14 protein-coding genes and 18 tRNA genes are annotated in these 20981 nt (G+C 37.0%); 3 read left to right on the plus strand and 29 right to left on the minus strand.

From position 1 onward, the window contains the following. Window positions 1-19 precede the first annotated feature (19 nt). The 6 genes from menC to BLQ56_RS03690 form a co-directional block, all read right to left on the minus strand. Entirely contained in the window at window positions 20-1132 is a 1113-nt protein-coding gene (gene menC / locus BLQ56_RS03665; protein WP_175490174.1) for an o-succinylbenzoate synthase, read from the minus strand. Continuing rightward, window positions 1132-2613 carry an o-succinylbenzoate--CoA ligase gene (locus tag BLQ56_RS03670; RefSeq protein ID WP_090849985.1) on the minus strand — a complete coding sequence of 494 codons (1482 nt, stop codon included), beginning with the start codon at window positions 2611-2613 and terminating at the stop codon, window positions 1132-1134. Before BLQ56_RS03670 ends, menC begins: the two co-directional genes overlap by 1 nt. A gap of 137 nt (window positions 2614-2750) precedes the next feature. Next, entirely contained in the window at window positions 2751-3569 is an 819-nt protein-coding gene (gene menB, locus BLQ56_RS03675) for a 1,4-dihydroxy-2-naphthoyl-CoA synthase (RefSeq protein WP_090849987.1), read from the minus strand. A gap of 51 nt (window positions 3570-3620) precedes the next feature. Then, window positions 3621-4427, minus strand: coding sequence for a 2-succinyl-6-hydroxy-2,4-cyclohexadiene-1-carboxylate synthase (gene menH, locus BLQ56_RS03680; RefSeq protein ID WP_090849988.1), 807 nt, complete (start codon window positions 4425-4427; stop codon window positions 3621-3623). After that, entirely contained in the window at window positions 4428-6185 is a 1758-nt protein-coding gene (gene menD / locus BLQ56_RS03685) for a 2-succinyl-5-enolpyruvyl-6-hydroxy-3-cyclohexene-1-carboxylic-acid synthase (RefSeq protein ID WP_090849990.1), read from the minus strand. Further along, window positions 6172-7596 carry an isochorismate synthase gene (locus BLQ56_RS03690; protein WP_238457157.1) on the minus strand — a complete coding sequence of 475 codons (1425 nt, stop codon included), beginning with the start codon at window positions 7594-7596 and terminating at the stop codon, window positions 6172-6174. Before BLQ56_RS03690 ends, menD begins: the two co-directional genes overlap by 14 nt. 358 nt (window positions 7597-7954) lie before the next feature. Between BLQ56_RS03690 and BLQ56_RS03695 the strand changes: the two genes are divergently transcribed. The 3 genes from BLQ56_RS03695 (at window position 7955) to BLQ56_RS03705 (ending at window position 10756) form a co-directional block, all read left to right on the plus strand. Next, a complete protein-coding gene (locus BLQ56_RS03695) occupies window positions 7955-8890 on the plus strand; it encodes a 1,4-dihydroxy-2-naphthoate polyprenyltransferase (RefSeq protein WP_090849992.1) in 936 nt (311 codons plus the stop codon). A gap of 159 nt (window positions 8891-9049) precedes the next feature. Beyond that, entirely contained in the window at window positions 9050-9802 is a 753-nt protein-coding gene (locus tag BLQ56_RS03700) for a TraR/DksA C4-type zinc finger protein (RefSeq protein WP_090849994.1), read from the plus strand. A 159-nt stretch (window positions 9803-9961) separates the two neighbouring features. Then, the gene (locus BLQ56_RS03705; protein WP_090849996.1) at window positions 9962-10756 is read left to right on the plus strand and encodes a TIGR00266 family protein; all 795 of its coding nucleotides are present in this window, start codon (window positions 9962-9964) and stop codon (window positions 10754-10756) included. A gap of 41 nt (window positions 10757-10797) precedes the next feature. On the opposite strand, the gene BLQ56_RS03710 is transcribed toward BLQ56_RS03705, so the two are convergent. From BLQ56_RS03710 to BLQ56_RS03820, 23 genes are all read right to left on the minus strand, one after another. Further along, window positions 10798-13197 carry a glycogen/starch/alpha-glucan phosphorylase gene (locus tag BLQ56_RS03710; RefSeq protein ID WP_090849998.1) on the minus strand — a complete coding sequence of 800 codons (2400 nt, stop codon included), beginning with the start codon at window positions 13195-13197 and terminating at the stop codon, window positions 10798-10800. After that, window positions 13187-14641, minus strand: coding sequence for a glycogen synthase GlgA (glgA, locus tag BLQ56_RS03715; protein ID WP_090850000.1), 1455 nt, complete (start codon window positions 14639-14641; stop codon window positions 13187-13189). Before glgA ends, BLQ56_RS03710 begins: the two co-directional genes overlap by 11 nt. Continuing rightward, window positions 14638-15666 (minus strand): GlgC family sugar phosphate nucleotidyltransferase, encoded by a 1029-nt coding sequence (locus tag BLQ56_RS03720; protein WP_090850002.1) that lies wholly within the window; start codon window positions 15664-15666, stop codon window positions 14638-14640. The genes glgA and BLQ56_RS03720 overlap by 4 nt, the downstream gene beginning before the upstream one ends. Before the next feature lie 107 nt (window positions 15667-15773). Further along, complete coding sequence (locus BLQ56_RS03725; protein ID WP_090850004.1) at window positions 15774-16913, minus strand: glucose-1-phosphate adenylyltransferase; 1140 nt, start codon at window positions 16911-16913, stop codon at window positions 15774-15776. Continuing rightward, window positions 16870-18807, minus strand: a complete 1938-nt coding sequence (gene glgB, locus BLQ56_RS03730) for a 1,4-alpha-glucan branching enzyme (protein WP_090850006.1) — start codon at window positions 18805-18807, stop codon at window positions 16870-16872. The genes BLQ56_RS03725 and glgB overlap by 44 nt, the downstream gene beginning before the upstream one ends. A 488-nt stretch (window positions 18808-19295) precedes the next feature. After that, window positions 19296-19367, minus strand: a tRNA-Glu gene (locus tag BLQ56_RS03735). Window positions 19368-19382: 15 nt separating this feature from the next. Then, window positions 19383-19473 (minus strand) — tRNA-Ser (locus BLQ56_RS03740). Between the two features lie 3 nt (window positions 19474-19476). After that, a tRNA-Asn gene (locus tag BLQ56_RS03745) sits at window positions 19477-19551 on the minus strand. 7 nt (window positions 19552-19558) lie between these two features. Beyond that, window positions 19559-19635, minus strand: a tRNA-Ile gene (locus tag BLQ56_RS03750). A gap of 9 nt (window positions 19636-19644) precedes the next feature. Continuing rightward, window positions 19645-19718 (minus strand) — tRNA-Gly (locus tag BLQ56_RS03755). 18 nt (window positions 19719-19736) lie between these two features. Beyond that, a tRNA-His gene (locus tag BLQ56_RS03760) sits at window positions 19737-19812 on the minus strand. A gap of 32 nt (window positions 19813-19844) precedes the next feature. After that, a tRNA-Phe gene (locus tag BLQ56_RS03765) sits at window positions 19845-19917 on the minus strand. An 11-nt stretch (window positions 19918-19928) separates the two neighbouring features. Continuing rightward, window positions 19929-20004 (minus strand) — tRNA-Asp (locus BLQ56_RS03770). Between the two features lie 2 nt (window positions 20005-20006). Next, window positions 20007-20083: transfer RNA gene (locus BLQ56_RS03775), tRNA-Met, on the minus strand. A 23-nt stretch (window positions 20084-20106) separates the two neighbouring features. Continuing rightward, window positions 20107-20199 (minus strand) — tRNA-Ser (locus BLQ56_RS03780). A 12-nt stretch (window positions 20200-20211) separates the two neighbouring features. Then, a tRNA-Ile gene (locus BLQ56_RS03785) sits at window positions 20212-20288 on the minus strand. A gap of 14 nt (window positions 20289-20302) precedes the next feature. After that, window positions 20303-20379: transfer RNA gene (locus BLQ56_RS03790), tRNA-Met, on the minus strand. 19 nt (window positions 20380-20398) lie between these two features. Continuing rightward, window positions 20399-20474, minus strand: a tRNA-Ala gene (locus BLQ56_RS03795). A 13-nt stretch (window positions 20475-20487) separates the two neighbouring features. Next, window positions 20488-20564: transfer RNA gene (locus BLQ56_RS03800), tRNA-Pro, on the minus strand. Between the two features lie 5 nt (window positions 20565-20569). Then, window positions 20570-20646, minus strand: a tRNA-Arg gene (locus BLQ56_RS03805). 59 nt (window positions 20647-20705) lie between these two features. Continuing rightward, window positions 20706-20794, minus strand: a tRNA-Leu gene (locus BLQ56_RS03810). 21 nt (window positions 20795-20815) lie between these two features. Continuing rightward, window positions 20816-20890, minus strand: a tRNA-Gly gene (locus BLQ56_RS03815). A gap of 3 nt (window positions 20891-20893) precedes the next feature. Continuing rightward, window positions 20894-20977 (minus strand) — tRNA-Leu (locus BLQ56_RS03820). Window positions 20978-20981: the final 4 nt, after the last annotated feature.

A 20981-nucleotide genomic window follows, 5' to 3' on the forward strand; every position in this document is an offset into this window, starting at 1 on the left:
TTATATGGATAGTCTCTTATTAGTTACTTAGTATTTCCTTTTTGTACTTTGTGACTGCTTTTAAGCGTTTCATGTTCAAATCAAAACCAATCCCTGGTTTTTCTGGAACATCTATATATCCATCCACTACCTTCACTTCAGGTACTGTTATATCCTCTTCCCAATATCTAGCTGACGCTGAAACATCACCTGGTATACTGAAGTGATCCAAAGAAGCTAAAGCAATATTCACTGCTCTGGATACTCCCATTTCAAGCATTCCTCCACACCAAACAGGTATATTGTTTTCTTTACAAAGATTCTGAATTCTTATCGCTTCGGTTAGTCCACCCACGCGTCCTACCTTTATATTTATTATTTTGCAACTGCCAAGCTCTATAGCCTTTCTTGCATCCTCGTATGTCACAATACTTTCATCTAAACAAATTGGTGTGTGGAGATGTTTTTGCACCTTCGCATGATCAACAATATCATCGGATTCAAGAGGCTGTTCAATCATCATTAGCCCAAAGGAATCTAAAGCTTTTAAAGAGTCTATTTGTTCCAGACTATATGATGAATTTGCATCAACCATTAATGGAAGATCAGGAAATCTATCTCTAATACTTTTAACAATGTGATAATCGTTACCAGGCTTAATCTTAATTTTAATCCGTTTATAGCCTTCATTTACATATTTATCGATTGTATTAATCATTTCATTAACCTCTGATATACCTACAACCACACCAGACGCAATTCTAGTCCTTGTTCCACCTATAGCCCTAGCAAGGGACATTCCATTTCTTTTTGAATACAAATCCCATAGTGCGGTCTCAACACCCGATTTAGCCATCTGATTTCTTTTAATACCTTTAAAAAGGTCTATAGTGTCTGATGGGTGTTCGATGGTATTCCTATAAAGAATAGGTGCCAAAAAGTCTTCAATTATATGCCAACATGTTTTAACTGTTTCTTCGGTATACCATGGTGAAGAGAAAGCAACAACCTCACCCCAACCTTCAAAACCTTCTGCATCCTTAATTTTAATAAGTATACTCTCTCTCTCCTCTACTCTTTCTAAACTAGAGATAAATGGAGTCTTAAGGGTTTGTTCGACAAGATATAGTGTGATTTTTGTAATTTGCATCATCATTCACCCTCAGGAAGAATATAGTCATATAATTTCTTACGTTGAAGCTTGTTTGTTGCATTTCTAGGTAATGTATCAACCATGTATATCCTAGTTGGAACTTTATATTTAGCCAATTTGATCCTACAAAAATCTATGATCTCATCAATTGCTATCTTTTCTTTTGTTACTATGAATGCGATCGGTACCTGTCCCCAATCCTGATCTTCAATTCCGATTACTCCAGCATCATTAATAGTAGGATGTGACAATAAAATGGACTCAATTTCAGCAGGGTATACATTCTCTCCGCCTGAAATAATTAAATCAGATCGACGATCAAGTACGTACAAAAAACCATCTTCATCTAGATAACCTAAATCACCAGTATAAAGCCACCCATCAATGATTGCTTTTTCCGTCTCTTCACTTCTATGAAAATATCCCTTAGTTACATTCGGGCCTTTGACAACAATCTCACCATGTTCATACGGTTCTAACACTTCACCATTTTTTTCAATACGCAGTTGTGATGGAAATAACGGCTTCCCTGCTGATCCGAGCTTACTTAAACTATATTCAGGGGATAGTGTGACAATTTGTGAAGCTGTTTCAGTCATCCCATATGTTTGGTAAACAGGTACCTCTTTTATTTTACAATCTTCTAATAAGGACTTCGGTGCTGGTCCCCCCCCTAAAAGCATACATCGAAATGAAGTAGGATAACGACTCTCTTCTAAGTCCTGAACCATCTGTGTGAGCATTTTACTAACGACTGAAACAATCGTTACACCTTCCTCCATAATCGATCGATTAGCTTCATCAGCAGAGAATTTTTCATGCAGGACGATTGGAATCCCATAAATAACACTTCTGATAAGAATGGATAATCCACTGATATGAAAAAAAGGAACAATCGCAAGCCAACAGTCATTTTCTTTTAAACCTAAATTTAAGGAAGAACCAATAGCACTCCACCAATGATTCCCATATGTTTGGATAACCCCTTTAGGTTTTCCTGTTGTTCCTGAAGTGTACATAATTGTATCAATATCATTTAAGTTAAATTCTTTCTGATACTCGAATCCTATTCCTTTTACAGGACTCATTTGTAATTCCTCTAAAGTACAAATACGTTTGGATCCTTCATTCTTATTTAAATTTAACTGCTCCAGAAACTGATCTTCTGATAAAATAAGACATGATTTTGAGTCAGTTATTTGCCACAATAGTTCGTGCTTCGTCAGCCTATTATTTAATAACACGGTTCTAGCTCCAATATATTTCAATGCATGAATGACCTGAATCATTTCCAAACTATTGGTCATTAGTACTGATACTATATCTTCTTTCTTAACTCCTTGGAAGGCCAAACTCTCAGCCGTTCTTAGTACCTTTTGATGTAACTCAATAAACGTGATTTCTTGACCTTTTGATTTAATTGCAATTCGGTTTGGCGTTAAGTACGCACGATTTGCAAGCCAATTTGGAATTTCTATCATCTGTAATCTTCACCACCTACATTTGATATTCTGAAGAAACGAATTTAAAAAAGGGTATTCCAGAAGGAAAGCGCCAAGTCACCACTATAATCGTGGTGAGGGACTTGCCATCATGGAACACCCATCTGCTAATCGATTTAAGGAAAACGTGGGAATTGCTTAAAGTCTGGCTGACGCTTTTCTTTAAAGGAATCGCGCCCTTCTTTCGCTTCATCTGTTGTGTAATACAATAATGTCGCATCACCAGCAAATTGTTGTAGCCCAGCTAATCCATCTGTGTCTGCATTAAATGCAGCCTTCAAGAAACGAAGTGCAGTTGGACTCTTGTCTAACATCTCTTCACACCATTGAATCGTTTCCTCTTCAAGCTTTTCTAAAGGTACAACGGTATTTACTAATCCCATGTCTAATGCTTCTTGCGCATTGTACTGACGGCATAAGAACCAGATTTCTCGAGCCTTTTTATGTCCAACAATACGAGCTAAATATCCTGAACCATACCCTGCATCAAAACTTCCAACTTTAGGGCCTGTTTGTCCAAAGATTGCATTATCTGCTGCAATCGTTAAATCACATACGATATGTAAAACATGTCCGCCACCAATCGCATACCCTGATACCATTGCAACAACTGGCTTCGGAATAACACGAATCAAACGTTGAAGATCTAGAACATTTAGACGAGGAATCTGATCCTCACCCACATATCCACCATGCCCTCTTACCTTTTGATCTCCACCTGAACAAAACGCATCATCACCAGCACCCGCTAGTACAATTACTCCAATATTAGAATCATCTCTAGCATATGCAAAAGCATCGATTAATTCCATTACTGTTTTTGGTCGAAATGCATTTCGCACTTCAGGGCGATTAATGGTGATTTTAGCAATTCCGTTATATGTTTCATATAGAACATCCTCATATTTACGTTCTGCAATCCATTCTACAGTCATAAACTTGTCCTCCTTATTTCATCAATTTTCAAATATGTTTAGTTAAGGTATTCACCTAGAAAGAAACACACTTACTATTTTACCAAAATTCTCTGGTTGTTCCATATGAATTGCATGGCCAGCTCTATTAATTTTTTTTATTTCAGCATTCGTCAATAGAGTAGCCATCTTTTCAGCAATCATACAGAATTTCTGGTCGAGCTCACCACATAATAAAAGAACGGGAATCTTCACTTCATGTAGCTGGTTCCAATAAGAAGGTTGTACACCAGTTCCCATCCCTCGTAGGCTATTAGAGAGTCCAACTACATTATTCTTTAAACGTTGTACATGTAAGAACTTCCTTTTATTATCTTCTATCCTTCTTTGGCTTTCAAATAAAGAAATGTTTTCCCAGTAATCAACAAACTTCCTCAAACCATCTTGTTCTATAAATTTTGCTAATTTCTCATCAGCCTTCTTTCTTTCTTCACGTTCCACTAGCTTTTCAATACCTGGAGAACTACTTTCTAAAACAAGTTTACTAAACCTTTTGGGATACTCAACAATTAATGAAAGTGCTAATCTTCCTCCCATTGAATATCCTATTAGAGAAGCATCTTGTATTTTTAGTTGATCCAAAATAGTTATAACATCATCCCTTATATTCAAAAACTGGTAGCGAATAATTTCACTTGGACTATCAGAACCTCCATGGCCAATAAGGTCTATAAAAATCAACTGATAATGACCCTTTAAATAAGGTAATATTACATCCCAATTTTCTATACTCCCTGTAAAACCATGAAGAAAAATGAGAGGCTCACCTTCACCCACAACTCTAACATTATAGTAGATACCTTTTACGTCTATATACATCTATTTAATACTCTTTTCAACAAATCGACTTATTTCCTGGGAAACACAATTCCACAAATTTCGATGATATTTTAAATTATCCCGTCGATCTGTTTTAAGTTCAATTACTGATAATCCTCGACTATCCATTGAGCTTATAAATGCCTCTATAAACTCCTCCCAAGTAGTTGGATTTGTGAATTGTCCATTATACATCTTTACAGCATGGGTAAAATCAATTCCAGTTGGGGTACCAAATAAGTATTCGAAATGCTTCTCTTCCTTGGATTGAGGAAGAAATGAAAAAATTCCACCACCATCATTATTAATCAGGATTACTGTTAAGTCCAACTTATTTTGTTTAGCAGCTAATAATCCATTTAGATCATGGTAAAATGACAAATCTCCCAAAACCAGAACTGTTTTTCTACCTAAAGTGCTTGCTCCTAGTGCTGATGAAACAATCCCATCAATTCCATTTGCTCCTCGATTAGCCATTAAACGAACATCTTTCTCTGTTAGGGTGAAAAATGAATCTAAATCTCTAATTGGCATACTATTACCCACAAACATCAACGAATTTTCTGGGATCGCAGATTGTAACTCTTGAATAACCCGTCCTTCAAAAAGGGTAGTTTCCTCAACCATTCTGCCTAAACTGTGTCTTGTTAACAGATTGACTTCAGACCAGTATTTCAACCATCCTGACTGGTTTTGATCTGCCACTTGGTTAATAAGTCCATTACAAAACGAAGTTTCTTCACAATAAATCATTTCAGCAGCATTTAAGGTCGGCTCTCTCCATCCTCCGTCTCCATCAATGACAATTTGAATGGCATCGGAATGCTTTTTCAAATACAATAATAGAGCTTTCGAAATCGGCATTGCTCCAAAGCGAATAACTACTTCTGGAGAAACACTTGTTATAAAGTCTTCATTGCGTAAGAACGTATCATAAGAATCTAAAATATACTCTTTTGAATGACTTCCACTACGCAATTGAGATAATGGATCTGCAAGAATTGGGTATTGTAACTTCCCAGCTAACCTCGTGACAGAGTGAGCAAATTCCGGATCATTTATTTCCCCACATACAATGATTCCCTTTTCTTTACCCGCTAACATATTAGCTACAACCTGTGCTTGTTCATTATTTAATTGAGGAGCACCTATCGTTACGTTTATCTGTTTATTATGTATATTTCGCCCCATTGAAAATAAATGTTCAAGTGTAAGATCCGGTACAAGTGGCTCCCTTAATGGGAAATTCAAATGAATCGGTCCTGCCGGAGCTGCAAGTGCTTTCCCTGTTGCTCTAGCAGCAACTGTACGCACATAGCGGTTCATTTCTATCGTTCCTTCAGGTAGGCCCATTTCAACAAACCATTTGACATGGTTGCCATATAAGCGATTTTGATCAATCGCTTGTGGTGCACCAACATCTCTTAATTCATGGGGGCGATCTGCCGTAATAACAAGAAGCGGTACTCTAGAATAATGTGCTTCCACCACTGCTGGATAATAATTTGCTGCAGCAGTACCAGATGTACATAATAGAGCAACCGGTTGTTGTTTAGCCTTTGCCATTCCTAAAGCAAAGAATGATGCAGATCGCTCATCAATATTTATATAAGTATTCATTTCAGGATGCTCTGCCATTAAGATAGCTATGGGTGTGGATCTAGATCCAGGACTTATCACTACATCTTCAACACCTGCTCGAACTAACTCATCAACAAAGGATGCAATGTAAGTTGTAATCGTATCAGTTGCTTTCATCTTCTAATCCTCCTAATGCCGAAAGCATAGGTTTAAATTTAATATTTGTTTCCTTATACTCTTCAATAGGGTCTGAATCTGCGACAATCCCACAACCTGCAAATAATGATGCATCCTTACCGCGTAATAAACCTGACCGTATTGCTACTGCAAATTCACCATTATCATTGCCATCAACCCAACCAATTGGCGCTGCATACCAACCTCGGTCAAGTAGTTCAACCTCCCTAATTTTTTCAATTGCTTTATTAGAAGGAAAACCACCTAAAGCTGGAGTCGGATGAAGTTTTTTGACCATAGACAGTAACGATACATCTGACTTAGCCTCACCCTTTATCGGTGTATATAGATGTTGAATATGTCTCATCTTAAGAAGTTGTGGACGATTAGAAGAGGATATGGTCTTGCAAGACGCAATCATAGCTTCTTTAATCATTGAAACAACAACCTCGTGTTCAATCATATTTTTTTGATCCTGCAGTAATTGTTTACCTAACTCTTGATCAAGATTTATAGTTTGTCCTCGACCAATTGACCCTGCTAAACATGTCGATTTAATTGTATTTGCCTTCTTTTTAATGAGCCTTTCTGGAGAGGCACCAATAAAACAAGCATGCTTATTCTCAAACACGAATAAGTAACTCATTGGTTGTTGCTCCCTTAAGTTGAATAATACTTCATCTATATTTATTTGGTTCTTAAACGTTAGGTTTATTTCACGGGCTAATACTACTTTCTCAACATCACCATTTTTAATATCATTTACTACTTCTTTGACAGAACTCATCCATTTTTCTGGATTGACTTCCGATTTTACAAATTCCTTTTTCATTTCCTCGTGGTGACCTATTTTCTCGTTCATACTGTTCACTAGTTGATTTTTGATTTCTTCTATATTATCTAATACTTCGGTATCACCATTTGGACCACTAATATGATTGAATGTAAAATAGCACTCACCATCAATTACTGACAATAAGATCTTGGGAAGTACAAAAGTAGCATTGGAAAAATCATTCCATAGTGAGGTTTTATTCCGTTTTGGGTCAAAGGAAAACCCTCCGAACAAAATAGGTCCAGTCCCATATTTCATTTCGTTCTTATCATCTAATTGATTTATAAGTTCTTTCCATTTGGTTTCTACTTCATCAAATCTATTTGCTGAACGATCGACCTCAATTTCATGTGCTTTTCCTAAACCAACTAGAATCGTATTAAATGAAGGATTTGCCCAGAAAGTACGCTCACCTTCAAAAAAAGTCTTCCCAGCTTCAAAGAATAAAAGGGGATCAATGTTCTTAGCTTCAACTACTCGACTTAGAAGAACATGATTATTATGTTGTTCTTGCGTACGAGAGACTCCTTTTCGAACTTGGTCTATTGTGTTGTTGCTATGTTGTTTAAGTACCAAACCTAATCCCCCCGAACGAATTCTTACAAATTTATCTTAAAGAAGTTTACTTAACTAAAAAGTGTCTTAAAAAAGACTTATATCCTATATATTATATCATTTATTCATGGTGTTACTACAATTAGCTTCACCTTTTCGACACACGAACTACCTTATTTTAAGATACAACTCCACAAAGGGACTGTCAATTAACTCAAACTCTTACGTATCCTTGGATAAACTGGAAACAAGATTTCATCTATTAAGAGTGAAAAGCGTTGACACTTGATGTCGAATTCTCTAAACTTATTTTGTGACTTTAGAACTCTAATATGCCATACATTCTTATAAATAGCATGTATGAAAGGAGAAAGCATATATGCAACCTACATTACAAACACAAACCTCCCCAGAGATTCAAAAATCTACAGGGTGGAAAATATGGTGGAAATTAACTCGACCTCATACTTTAACAGCAGCATTTGTCCCAGTTTTTATAGGAACAGCGCTAGCAAGATTAGATACTAAGATCGATATTCCATTATTCCTTGCCATGCTTTTAGCGTGTTTGATCATACAAGCCGCAACCAACATGATTAATGAATATTATGATTATAAGCGTGGCCTAGATCATGCTGAATCTGTTGGCATAGGAGGCGCAATTGTCCGTGATGGAATTAAACCAGAAACAGTACTCCGACTTGCCTTCACTCTTTTTGGGATTGCAGTTCTGTTAGGAGTATATATATGTTTGCATAGCAACTGGTGGATTGCTGTAATTGGAACAGCTTGTATGCTTGTCGCATATCTTTATACTGGAGGCCCTGTTCCTATTGCATATACTCCCTTTGGTGAATTATTTGCAGGGTTATTTATGGGCTTAATTATTATTTTAATTTCTTTTTACATTCAAACAAACACAATAACAACAGAAAGTATTTTGATTTCTGTGCCGATTATCATTTTAGTCGGTGCCATTCTTATGGCAAACAATATTCGTGATTTAGATGGCGATAAAGAAAATGGCAGAAAAACACTCGCAATTCTTCTTGGCCGCCAAAATGCTATACGTTTCTTAGCAATGATGTTTACCGTTTCCTATGTTTGGATCGTTGCACTAGTTTTTTCTACTGATGTTACACTTTGGTTATTACTCGTTCTAATAAGTATTCCTAAATCGATCCATGCCATTAAAGGCTTTATTGGAAAAACACAGCCCATTCAAATGGCGCCCGCTATGAAAGCAACTGCTCAGACTAATACAATCTTTGGATTTTTACTTTCAATAGGGTTATTTATAAGTTATTGGTTATAAGAAAAGCACTATATAGCTTTTAAAAGGATATCGACATCGATATCCTTTTTTGATTTGAATCCATCCTACTTAATTTTTACCATCATTTTTTTCCCGTCAATAGTTGATAATACTCTTATAACAATCTTTTTTTGATCCAAAAGGAAGGAGTGCTTTTAGATGTTAACAAACGAGCAATTATCAACCTTCCGTTCACAGTTGATAAAAGCAAAACACGATGTTGAAGAACAACTTAAAGAAGGTGACCATTTCGATTTACAACAAGGTCACTTTCATGAGTCATTAGGAGAGTTATCAAGTTATGATAATCATCCTGGTGATGAAGGAACAGAACTTTATGAACGCGAAAAAGATATTGCCCTTAATGAACATGTTGAAAAAGAATTAAAAGATATAAATTATGCACTTGAAGCAATTGATAGTGGAACATATGGTGTGTGTGAAAAATGTGGCAAGGAAATACCTGTCGATCGTCTTGATGCCATACCTACAACTACCTACTGTAAAGAACATAGTCCGACACAAATTGTTTCTCATAATCGACCAATTGAAGAAGGCGTACTAATGACTCCTTTTGGCAAGTTTGAATTTGATGGAGAACCAGATGAAGTCGAGGCCTATGACGCAGAGGATTCTTGGCAAGATGTGGCAAGATACGGAACATCCGAAACTCCCGCTGACCTTACCGACAGTGTTGACAGCTACAATGAAACATATATCGAATCAGATGATCAAGTCGGTTATGTTGAAGAATATGAAAACTTTATCGGAACAGATATAGAAGGAAAAGAAATTACTGTTTATCCAAATAATCAACATAAGAAATACGAAGAAGATTTAGATGAAGAAGGAATTATGACCATGTTTGGTGATTTACCACCATATGAAAAAGATCCCTATACTGAGGATTAATCTCAAACCGTCCAACTTTTTGGACGGTTTTTTATGATTAATATTTTTATTCGACAGTGATTATTCTACATTTTTTTTCTACATGTTTAATTGTAAAATAAAGGATAATTCTGCAAATAGGAGAATTAATAAATATACTATAAAAAAGGATGTGTCGTAATGAATGCACATGAAATAGACTTTAAGCTACATGGAGATGATATGCAGTTTGTCGAAATTGAACTTGATCCAGGAGAAAGTGCAATTGCTGAAGCTGGTGGCATGATGTACATGGATAAAGAGATTGAAATGGAAACTATTTTTGGTGATGGAGGAAGTTCAAGCAAGGGATTACTTGGAAAATTAATGGGGGCCGGAAAACGTGTTCTAACTGGTGAAAGTCTATTCATGACCGTGTTCACTAACAATGGTAGAGGAAAAAAACAAGTCTCTTTTGCAGCACCATATCCAGGTAAGATAATCCCTATTGACCTAAGTGAGATGGGTGGTAAGGTCATTTGTCAAAAGGACGCTTTCCTTTGTGCAGCTAAGGGTGTCTCTATCGGAATCGATTTCCAACGAAAGCTTGGAGCAGGATTTTTTGGTGGAGAAGGTTTCATCATGCAAAAATTAGAAGGTGATGGACTTGCATTCTTACATGCTGGGGGCTCAATCATTCGACGTGATCTTCAACCAGGAGAAAAATTAATGATTGATACTGGTTGTCTGGTTGCTCTTACAAAAGAAGTTGACTACTCAATTGAATATGTAGGCAAAGTGAAAACGGCATTTTTTGGTGGTGAAGGTTTATTTTTTGCGACGGTAAGTGGACCAGGTTCGGTTTGGATCCAATCACTACCATTTAGTCGTTTAGCAGATCGAATCTTTGCAAGTGCACCAAGTAATGGAGGTTCTAGAGGAGAAGGAAGTATTCTAGGAGGTCTTGGAGACTTCTTAAATGGAGATAATCGATAGCATACGCAAAACGTAAAAAGGAGGGAAATCCCTCCTTTTTATTAGAATTTCAATGGACTAATCTTCCATATATCTTTCGCATATTCTGAAATTGTACGATCACTCGAAAAAGTACCTGAATGTGCAATATTTAAAATACTCTTTTCTAGCCATTCGTCCTGGTTCTGATAAGCAGTATTTACTCTTTCTTGAGCCTGAACGTAAGATCCAAAATCTCTCAAAACAAAGTATTGATCATTTTCCATTAACAACGAATCATAAATCGCGTCGAAATGATCAGCTGTATCTGGGAAATACCCACTTGTTAACTGCTCTAATACCTGGCGAATTCGCTTATCATGATGGAAATATTCGTGTGAATGATAACCACCATACTGATAAAAATGCAATACCTCCTCTGATGTCAATCCAAAGGTAAATATATTCTCCTTACCTACTTCATCTAAAATTTCGATGTTGGCACCATCCAATGTTCCAAGTGTTAATGCACCATTCATCATGAATTTCATATTTCCTGTACCAGATGCTTCTTTACTAGCCGTAGATATTTGTTCACTCACATCTGCAGCAGGAAAAATGTCTTCTGCTAATGAAACACGGTAATTTTCAAGGAAGATAACCTTTAATCGATCATTGGTTTGTTTATCATTATTTACTTTATCAGCTAACGAATTAATCAGTTTAATAATCTTTTTTGCATAATGATAACCAGGAGAAGCTTTTGCTCCAAAAATAAAAGTACGCGGATGTATCGTATATGATGAATCTTCTTTTAATTTATTATAAAGATACATAATATGAAGCACATTTAGAAGCTGTCTCTTATAAGCATGCAATCTCTTCACTTGCACATCAAATATCGATGATTCATCAATCGTAACACCGGTTTGTTCCTTTATCCGCTCTGCTAAAATTTGTTTGCGAATCTTTTTCACTTCTGAGATCGCGTATTTGAAACTTGCATCTTTACTGAAGCTTTTAATGTTAATTAAATCTCTAGGTTTCGAAATCCAACTTTCACCGATTGATTCATTTAATAAACTAGTTAATTGCGGATTTGCTTTAATTAACCAACGGCGATGGGTAATTCCATTGGTTTTATTATTAAATCTCTCAGGATAAATCTCATAAAAACTTTTCATTTCACGATGCTTTAGTATTTCTGAATGTATATGTGCAACCCCATTTGTACTATGTGTACCAACGATTGCAAGATGTGCCATTTTAACAACATTATGTGCAATAATAGCCATGTCTTCGATTCTCTTCCAATCACCAGGGAACTGCTTCCACAGCTCCTGACAAAAACGTTCGTTAATCTCATTCACAATCATAAATATACGTGGTAATAGCGGCTGAAAAATATGTACTGGCCACTTTTCTAATGCTTCTGATAAGGTTGTATGGTTTGTATAAGAAATAGTTCCTCTTGTTATCTCCCACGCTTGTTCCCAACTCATTCCTTCTTCATCCAGAAGAATTCGCATAAGCTCTGGAATGGCTAACACAGGATGAGTATCATTAACATGTATGGCTATATGCTCATGAAGATCATGTAATCTCCCATGCTTCGCTCGGAAGTTTCTCACAATACTTTGAAGACTTGCAGAAACAAGAAAGTATTGTTGTTTTAATCGTAAGATTTTGCCCTCATCATGTGTATCGTCGGGATATAAAAATTCAGATACAGCCTCTGTTTCTCTTTTATATACGAGTACATCCTTGCCTGTCGGGTATCTTGAGGGCTCTGCATTCCATAGTCTCAAAGTGTTTACAGTAGTCGTTTCGAATCCTACAACTGGAATATCATACGGAACAGCCATAATCTTCTCTGCTTCTACATGCTTAAAGGAAAATTCTCCATTTTTTTCAACGGTCTCTATTTCCCCCCAGAAACCAACCTCAATTGCTTGATCAGATTTCCGAACCTCCCATACATTTCCATGTCTTAACCATTGTTCAGGAAGTTCAACTTGATATCCATCTACAATTTTTTGATCGAATAAACCATGCTTATATCGGATCCCACAACCATGCCCTGGCAGATTTAATGATGCTAGAGAATCTAGAAAACATGCTGCTAATCTACCAAGCCCACCATTTCCTAAACCAGCATCAGCTTCACTTTCTTCTATATCATCTAATTGTATGCCTAACTCATTTAGACCTTCTTCTACAGTATTAAGGATCCCTAGGTTTAACAAGTTGCTACCTAACAAGCGTCCAAGGAGAAATTCAATTGATAGATAATATACTTGTTTATGGTTACTTGAACGCTGAGTTTCATTTGTACTAATCCAATTTGAACTTATATATTCTCTAACCATATTTCCAAGTGTATTATATTGATCTCTTGGTGTAGATTCTAGAAATGTTTTACCATACATCATTTCTAGTTTATTTAAAAATTCTCGCTTGAACGTTTCTTTGTTAGTAAACATTGCTTCCACTCCTAGCAGCTAATCCAGCATAAAGCTGGTTATATTTGAAGGCTGACTGTGCCCAACTATAGTCACGCGTCATCGCTTCACTTACTATATGTTCCCAACACTCGTTCTTATGATAAAAATGAAGAGCTCTTTTAATCGTATGCAACATATCATGGGCATTGTAATGAGTGAAACTAAAGCCATTCCCTTCATTTGTATGCTCATTATATGATTGAACTGTATCGTTAAGGCCACCGGTTTCTCTTACTATAGGAATCGTTCCATAGCGCATTGCAATTAACTGCCCTAATCCACATGGTTCAAATTTTGAGGGCATTAGAAACAAATCTGAACCAGCATAAATCTTCCTAGCCAAGCTTTCACTAAAGCCGATGTATGATCTTACTTTATCAGGGTATTTGAATTGTAAATGATTGAAGAAGTCTTCGTATTCCTGATCACCCGTACCAAGAACCACTAACTGGATTTCTTCTTGAAACAATAGTTCTTCAAAAACATGCCTTACTAAATCAAAGCCCTTTTGTGAGGTAAGCCTCGACACAACGGAAATTAGTGGTATTTCTTCTTCTATTGGCAAATCAAAATAAGTTTGGAGTGCTGCCTTATTTTCCGCTTTTCCCTCTAAATGGTCTGCATCATAATTAAATTCTATTGAGGCATCAGTAGCCGGATTGTATTCCTCTTCATCGATTCCATTTAATATACCAATCAGGGAACTACTTCGCTCTCGTAATAAGCCATCGAGCTTTTCTCCATAGTACTCAGTTTGGATCTCATTGCGATATGTAGGACTTACAGTCGTAATGACATTTGAAGTTACTAATGCAGCCTTCATAAAATTTACATTCCCATAAAACTCAAGTTGATCAATGTTAACATAAGAATCCTCTATATTGAGCAAATCATGTGTAATGGATTGTGGAAATATTCCTTGAAACTGCAAATTATGAATGGTAAACACAGAGCGAATAGAAGCATATTTTTTTTCTTGTTTATATTCGTTATGTAATAGGAAATTAACCATACCTGTATGCCAGTCATGACAATGCAAAATATCTGGGCTTTGATCCAAATGTGGAATAGCCTCTAGCACCGCTTTACAAAAGAAAGAAAATCTCTCACCATCATCATAGTGCCCATATAAGGAGTCTCTTTTAAAATAATATTCGTTATCTATAAAATAATAAGTAATTCCATTGTATATTAGTTTTTCTATCCCACAATATTGCTCTCTCCAACCAACATGAACGGTTATTTCAGCAACCTTTTCCATTTCATTTCTATACTTAGACGGGATTAGCCCATACTTTGGTAAGATTACCTGGACACTCGTTCCTAATCGAGTTAACTCCTTTGGCAATGCCCCTGCAACGTCTGCTAATCCTCCAGATTTAATGAAAGGTACACATTCTGATGCAACAAACAATACATTCACGAATTCATCAACGCCCCTTGTATAGTTCCTTTTCTTAAAACATGAGGAATAGTCTCTGTTCCCTTTATGGTAACACCATTTTCAATCTTTACATCTTTGTCTAAGATGACCGCGTCTAGTTCACAATTCTCTCCAATTTGAGATTTTTGCATAATCACACTATTTCTCACCACTGTCCCTTTTCCAATTTTAACTCCTCTAAACAAAATACAATTCTCTACATGCCCCTCAATCACACAACCATTAGCAATCATTGAGTTTTTAACGACAGCTCCTTTGTTATATCTTGTTGGTGGTTCATCCTTTACTTTCGTGTATATTGGACGATCTTTTAGGAACAATTGCTTCCAAATTTGAGGAGATATGATTTCAAGACTATATTTATAGTATTTTTCAATCGTGTTTATTAAAGCTGCATATCCTATATATTCATATTCACTAACTTTATATGTATTCCTACTATCACGGACCACATCTACAATACTACGATATCCTGTAGTTTCTTCATTTTGAACCAAATCGATTAATAATGAGGTCTCTATAATGTACATCTCTAACGATTGACCATCATGTTTAATCTCCGTAATATCGCTATGTGTACTAATATGCCTTTGTAAAATACTCTCGAAGTCCATATTGCATACAGTATGACAATTTGAGATAAGAGCGTATTGACTATCGCTTCTATAAAAATAGTCTATATTTTGCTTAAACTGTTTAAAGGAACCTAATTGATCACTGTCAGGCTCTTTTAACGGAGATGGAAAGAAGAATAAACCATCTCGTTTTCTATTTAAATCCCATTCTCTCCCAGATCCTAAATGGTCCATTAACGAACGGTTTTGAAAACCATGAAAAACTGCAACACTCTCAATACCTGAATTCACCATACTAGATAATACAAAATCTATTAAACGGTAACGCCCAGCAAATGGTATAGCAGACATTGAACGGTTTGTAATTAAATCTTCAATACCATTTTTATGGGTTGTTGCATCAATAACTCCCAAAAGTTTGTTTTGCATGCTTTCACTCATCCTCTCAATATTTATTATGGTTTTTGAAAGCTAGAAGACTCTAATTTGTTTTTTAATAACATAAGATTTCTAATCTGCTAGATTTATAAATATCTTTATACGATTAACAAACTTTCTTCAGTTACTAGTTTTATTTCATCCGATTCTTTATCTGCCCTAATTTCTGTACCATCTGGAATAAACATTCCTTCTGGAATTATCGCATTTTCAATAAACACGTTTTTACCTAAAATGGCATCAGGCATAATCACTGAATCCTTTACAATTGAAGATTCTCCAACATGAACCCCTTGAAAAATCACGGAATGATGTATGTGCCCTTCGATGACACACCCTTCATTAATTAAGGATTCATTAATGGTTGCAGTAGGTGAAATATACTGAGGTGGTTGATTCGGATTCACAGAGTACACTCTCCACGAATAATCGAATAAATTTAACCCTGAACTTTCTTCCAATAAGTCCATATTTGCTTCCCATAAACTCTTAACAGTACCAACATCCTTCCAATAGCCCTTGAAAGGATATGCAATTAGCTTTTTCTTTTCCTCAAGTAATAAAGGGATAACGTCTTTACCGAAGTCATGACTTGAATCTGGATTTCGATCATCCATCTCCAAATATTCCTTCAAAATAGAATATTTAAATATATAAATCCCCATAGATGCTAAATTATTCTTAGGATATAGGGGCTTCTCTTCGAATTTAGTAACTTCTAAATCTTTATTTGTATTCATGATTCCAAATCGGCTAGCTTCTTCCCATGGAACTTCAACTACGGAAATAGAAACATCCGCATCTTGCTCAATATGGTATTGTAACATCTCATCATAGTCCATCTTGTAAATATGATCTCCCGACAAAATCAGTACATACTCAGGATCATATTGTTTTAAAAAAGGCATATTTTGAAAAATTGCACTTGCTGTACCGGTATACCACTTAACGCCTGAAGACTCAGTATAAGGTGGAAGTACAGTAACCCCTCCATGTCTGCGATCTAAATCCCACGCACTCCCTATCCCAATATAAGAATGAAGTAGTAATGGTTGATATTGAGTTAAAACACCAACTGTATCAATACCAGAGTTCGTACAATTACTAAGTGTGAAATCTATTATTCTATATTTACCACCAAATGGAACAGCTGGTTTTGCTAAACTTTTTGTTAAGGAGCTTAGTCTACTCCCCTTACCCCCTGCTAATAACATCGCTACACACTTTTTTCGTACCATTCTTCTTAATCTCCCCTCTTTTTTTGACTGGTCTTAAAATAGACATTCCAAATGATGGAATGGTCATTGTTACGTGATAAGGTCTACCATGAAATGAATCATTTACTACCTTAATCGGTTTTTTATTAATTTGACCGGACCCACCATATTTAACATCATCACTATTTATCACTTCTTTATAGATCGTTTCAGTCGGGACTCCTACTTTAAAGTCGTTGTATGTTGTTTGTGAAAAATTACAAACTATGACTAAAAAATCTTGCTCATTTTTTCCCTTTCTTATAAATGAGAAGATATTTTGCTCATTATTATCAGCATCAATCCATTCAAAACCTGAATAATGGTGATCATTTTCATAAAGAGCTTTATATTTTTGATATACCTTCATTAAATCTTTATAATATGTACGAATGCCTCTGTGCATGTCATACTCTTCTAGCATCCAGTCTAACTCTTCCAGGTCTTTCCACTCATCAAATTGACCAAATTCTCCTCCCATAAAAAGCAGCTTTTTACCGGGATGTGAAATAAAATATCCATAAAAAAGCCGTAATTGTGCAAACTTGCTCCAATAATCACCGGGCATTTTATTTAACAAGGATTTTTTTCCATGGACGACTTCATCATGTGAAAGAGGTAAAACGAATCGCTCTGAAAAGGCGTATAGAAGTGAAAAAGTGACTTTGTTATGCATATTCACTCTTTCATAAGGCGTGGCTTCCATATAACTCAACATATCATTCATCCAACCCATATTCCATTTATAATGGAATCCGAGACCCCCATCCTTAACTGGAGTAGTAACCTTCGGCCAATCAGTGGAATCCTCTGCAATCATTAAAACTGTGGGATCAAAAGTTGAAATAGCATTATTCAACTTTTGCAGAAAATTAGCAGCATGTTCATTTTTGTGAAGTTGATCTCCTTGGTTTGGCCAATAAAGCATATTAGCCACAGCATCTACTCTAAACCCATCAATATGGTAATTTTCAACCCAAAATATGGCGTTTGAGATAAGAAAGCTCTGTACTTCTGTTTTACCCAAATCAAAGTTTGCAGTTCCCCAAACTCTATTTTCTCTATCAGCTTCCTTTTGATAGTCGTAAGTAGGACCACCATCAAACATATATAATCCATGCGAATCTTTGCAAAAGTGACCAGGAACCCAGTCAAGGATGACACCAATATCACTCTGATGACATTGATCTATAAAATACATTAAGTCCTCAGGAGCTCCAAAACGACTTGTAGCTGAAAAATAACCTGTACCTTGATAACCCCAGGATTTGTCGAGCGGATGTTCAACTATAGGTAATATTTCTATATGTGTAAATCCATGCTCCTTAACATAAGGAACAATCTGACCTACCAATTCTTTATAACTTAGTAATGTTCCATCATCTTTTAACTTCCATGAACCTAGATGACATTCATAAATCATAAAAGGCTGGTTTTCGATCGATTTAGATTTCTTCTGTTTTAACCATTTATCATCTTTCCAATGATATTTGTTAATATCATGTACAATCGAAGCAGTATTAGGTCTTAGTTCTGAATAAAATGCATATGGATCTGACTTTAAAATTACACTTCCACTTGTTGATATGATCTCATACTTATAAATATCTCCCTCATTAATATCAGTGAAAAAACCAGTCCATATCCCCTCATTGTTTACCTTTTCCAAGGAATAACCATTACCTATCCAATTATTAAAATTACCAACAAGCCTAACCTCCCGAGCGTTTGGTGCCCATACGCAGAAACGAGTACCCTTGATATTATCAATTACTTGGATGTGTGCTCCGAATAGGTTATAACTTTTTAATAAGTTTCCTTCATGAAATAAATGGATTTCGTATTCAGTTGGGGAAGTCACAGCCACTATCTTCATCCTTTCTATTTTTAAAGTAACATTGTTCTTGCTCCTTATTTTACATAACAAAATATCATATGAGTTGATAAATAGTATGACACACTTCGACACATTCCCTATATTAGTGTAACGTTAATTATTTTGAAATAGTATCTAAAGAAATTGAATAGTGAGATTATGAATAAGAGAGGGGTAAATGAGGAAATAAGACAATTATATACAAAATTTTCAGATATTTGAAACCCAATATCACTTATTTTATAGTAAATAAAGCTGTTTGATGTTTTTAAGTAATTAATTGAAGTTTTTGTTGTAAAGTATTAAATGTCGAGAATTAATTGGCAATACTTTGTTCACAATTAATTCAGGAATAATAGTTGGAGACTATATAATGAATTGATAGAGCTATTATTATTGAAATTTATTAAATATCTTGCGAGATTCCTATGCGGAATAATTGATCTAGTAAACAAATAAAAGAGCTACGATTAAATCGTAGCTCTTGATGACCCGTACGGGATTCGAACCCGTGTTACCGCCGTGAAAGGGCGGTGTCTTAACCGCTTGACCAACGGGCCGTATATTTAGTTAACTGGCGGAGAAGGAGGGATTTGAACCCTCGCGCCGCTCACGCGACCTACACCCTTAGCAGGGGCGCCTCTTCAGCCACTTGAGTACTTCCCCGTATGGCTCCACAGGTAGGACTCGAACCTACGACCGATCGGTTAACAGCCGATAGCTCTACCACTGAGCTACTGTGGAATAAAAATGGTGGGCCTAAATGGACTCGAACCATCGACCTCACGCTTATCAGGCGTGCGCTCTAACCAGCTGAGCTATAGGCCCACTTTTATTTGGAGCGGGTGATGAGAATCGAACTCACGACATCAGCTTGGAAGGCTGAGGTTTTACCATTAAACTACACCCGCAATTCATTTAAAAAGGAATGGGGCGACTGATGGGAATCGAACCCACGAATGCCTGAACCACAATCAGGTGCGTTAACCACTTCGCCACAACCGCCATGAAATATGTTGAATGAATAATATGAAAGGTGGCTCGGGACGGAATCGAACCGCCGACACATGGAATTTCAGTCCATTGCTCTACCGACTGAGCTACCGAGCCAAAATAATAAATGGCGGTCCCGACCGGGATCGAACCGGCGATCTCCTGCGTGACAGGCAGGCATGTTAACCGCTACACCACGGGACCATTGGTTGCGGGGACAGGATTTGAACCTGCGACCTTCGGGTTATGAGCCCGACGAGCTACCAGACTGCTCCACCCCGCGATAATAATAACATATTAAATTAATGGAGGAGGAAGAGGGATTCGAACCCCCGCGGGTTTTGACACCCCTGTCGGTTTTCAAGACCGATCCCTTCAGCCAAACTTGGGTATTCCTCCGTTAAAAATTACTGGTGGACCTTGTAGGACTCGAACCTACGACCGGACGGTTATGAGCCGTCTGCTCTAACCAACTGAGCTAAAGGTCCAATTGAATATAATATGGTAGCGGCGGAGGGAGTCGAACCCACGACCTCACGGGTATGAACCGTACGCTCTAGCCAGCTGAGCTACACCGCCATAATATAATCGATAAAAATGGTGGAGCCTAGCGGGATCGAACCGCTGACCTCCTGCGTGCAAGGCAGGCGCTCTCCCAGCTGAGCTAAGGCCCCGTGATTTTTGGAATGGTCGGGAAGACAGGATTCGAACCTGCGACCCCTTGGTCCCAAACCAAGTGCTCTACCAAGCTGAGCTACTTCCCGATATATGGCGCGCCCGAAAGGAGTCGAACCCATAACCTTCTGATCCGTAGTCAGACGCTCTATCCAATTGAGCTACGGGCGCGCTATAATAAGTCAATTTGCTATTGCAAACGGAAAGATATTTTGCTTTGCAAAAATCTTTGGTGCCGAGGACCGGAATCGAACCGGTACGGTAGTCACCTACCGCAGGATTTTAAGTCCTGTGCGTCTGCCAGTTCCGCCACCCCGGCATATTAATTGCAGACTAAAATTGGAGCGGAAGACGAGGTTCGAACTCGCGACCCCCACCTTGGCAAGGTGGTGTTCTACCACTGAACTACTTCCGCATATGGTGCGGGTGAAGGGACTCGAACCCCCACGTCAAAGACACTAGATCCTAAGTCTAGCGCGTCTGCCAATTCCGCCACACCCGCATAT

Source organism: Litchfieldia salsa (assembly GCF_900104555.1).
Classification (GTDB): Bacteria; Bacillota; Bacilli; order Bacillales; family Bacillaceae_L; genus Litchfieldia; species Litchfieldia salsa.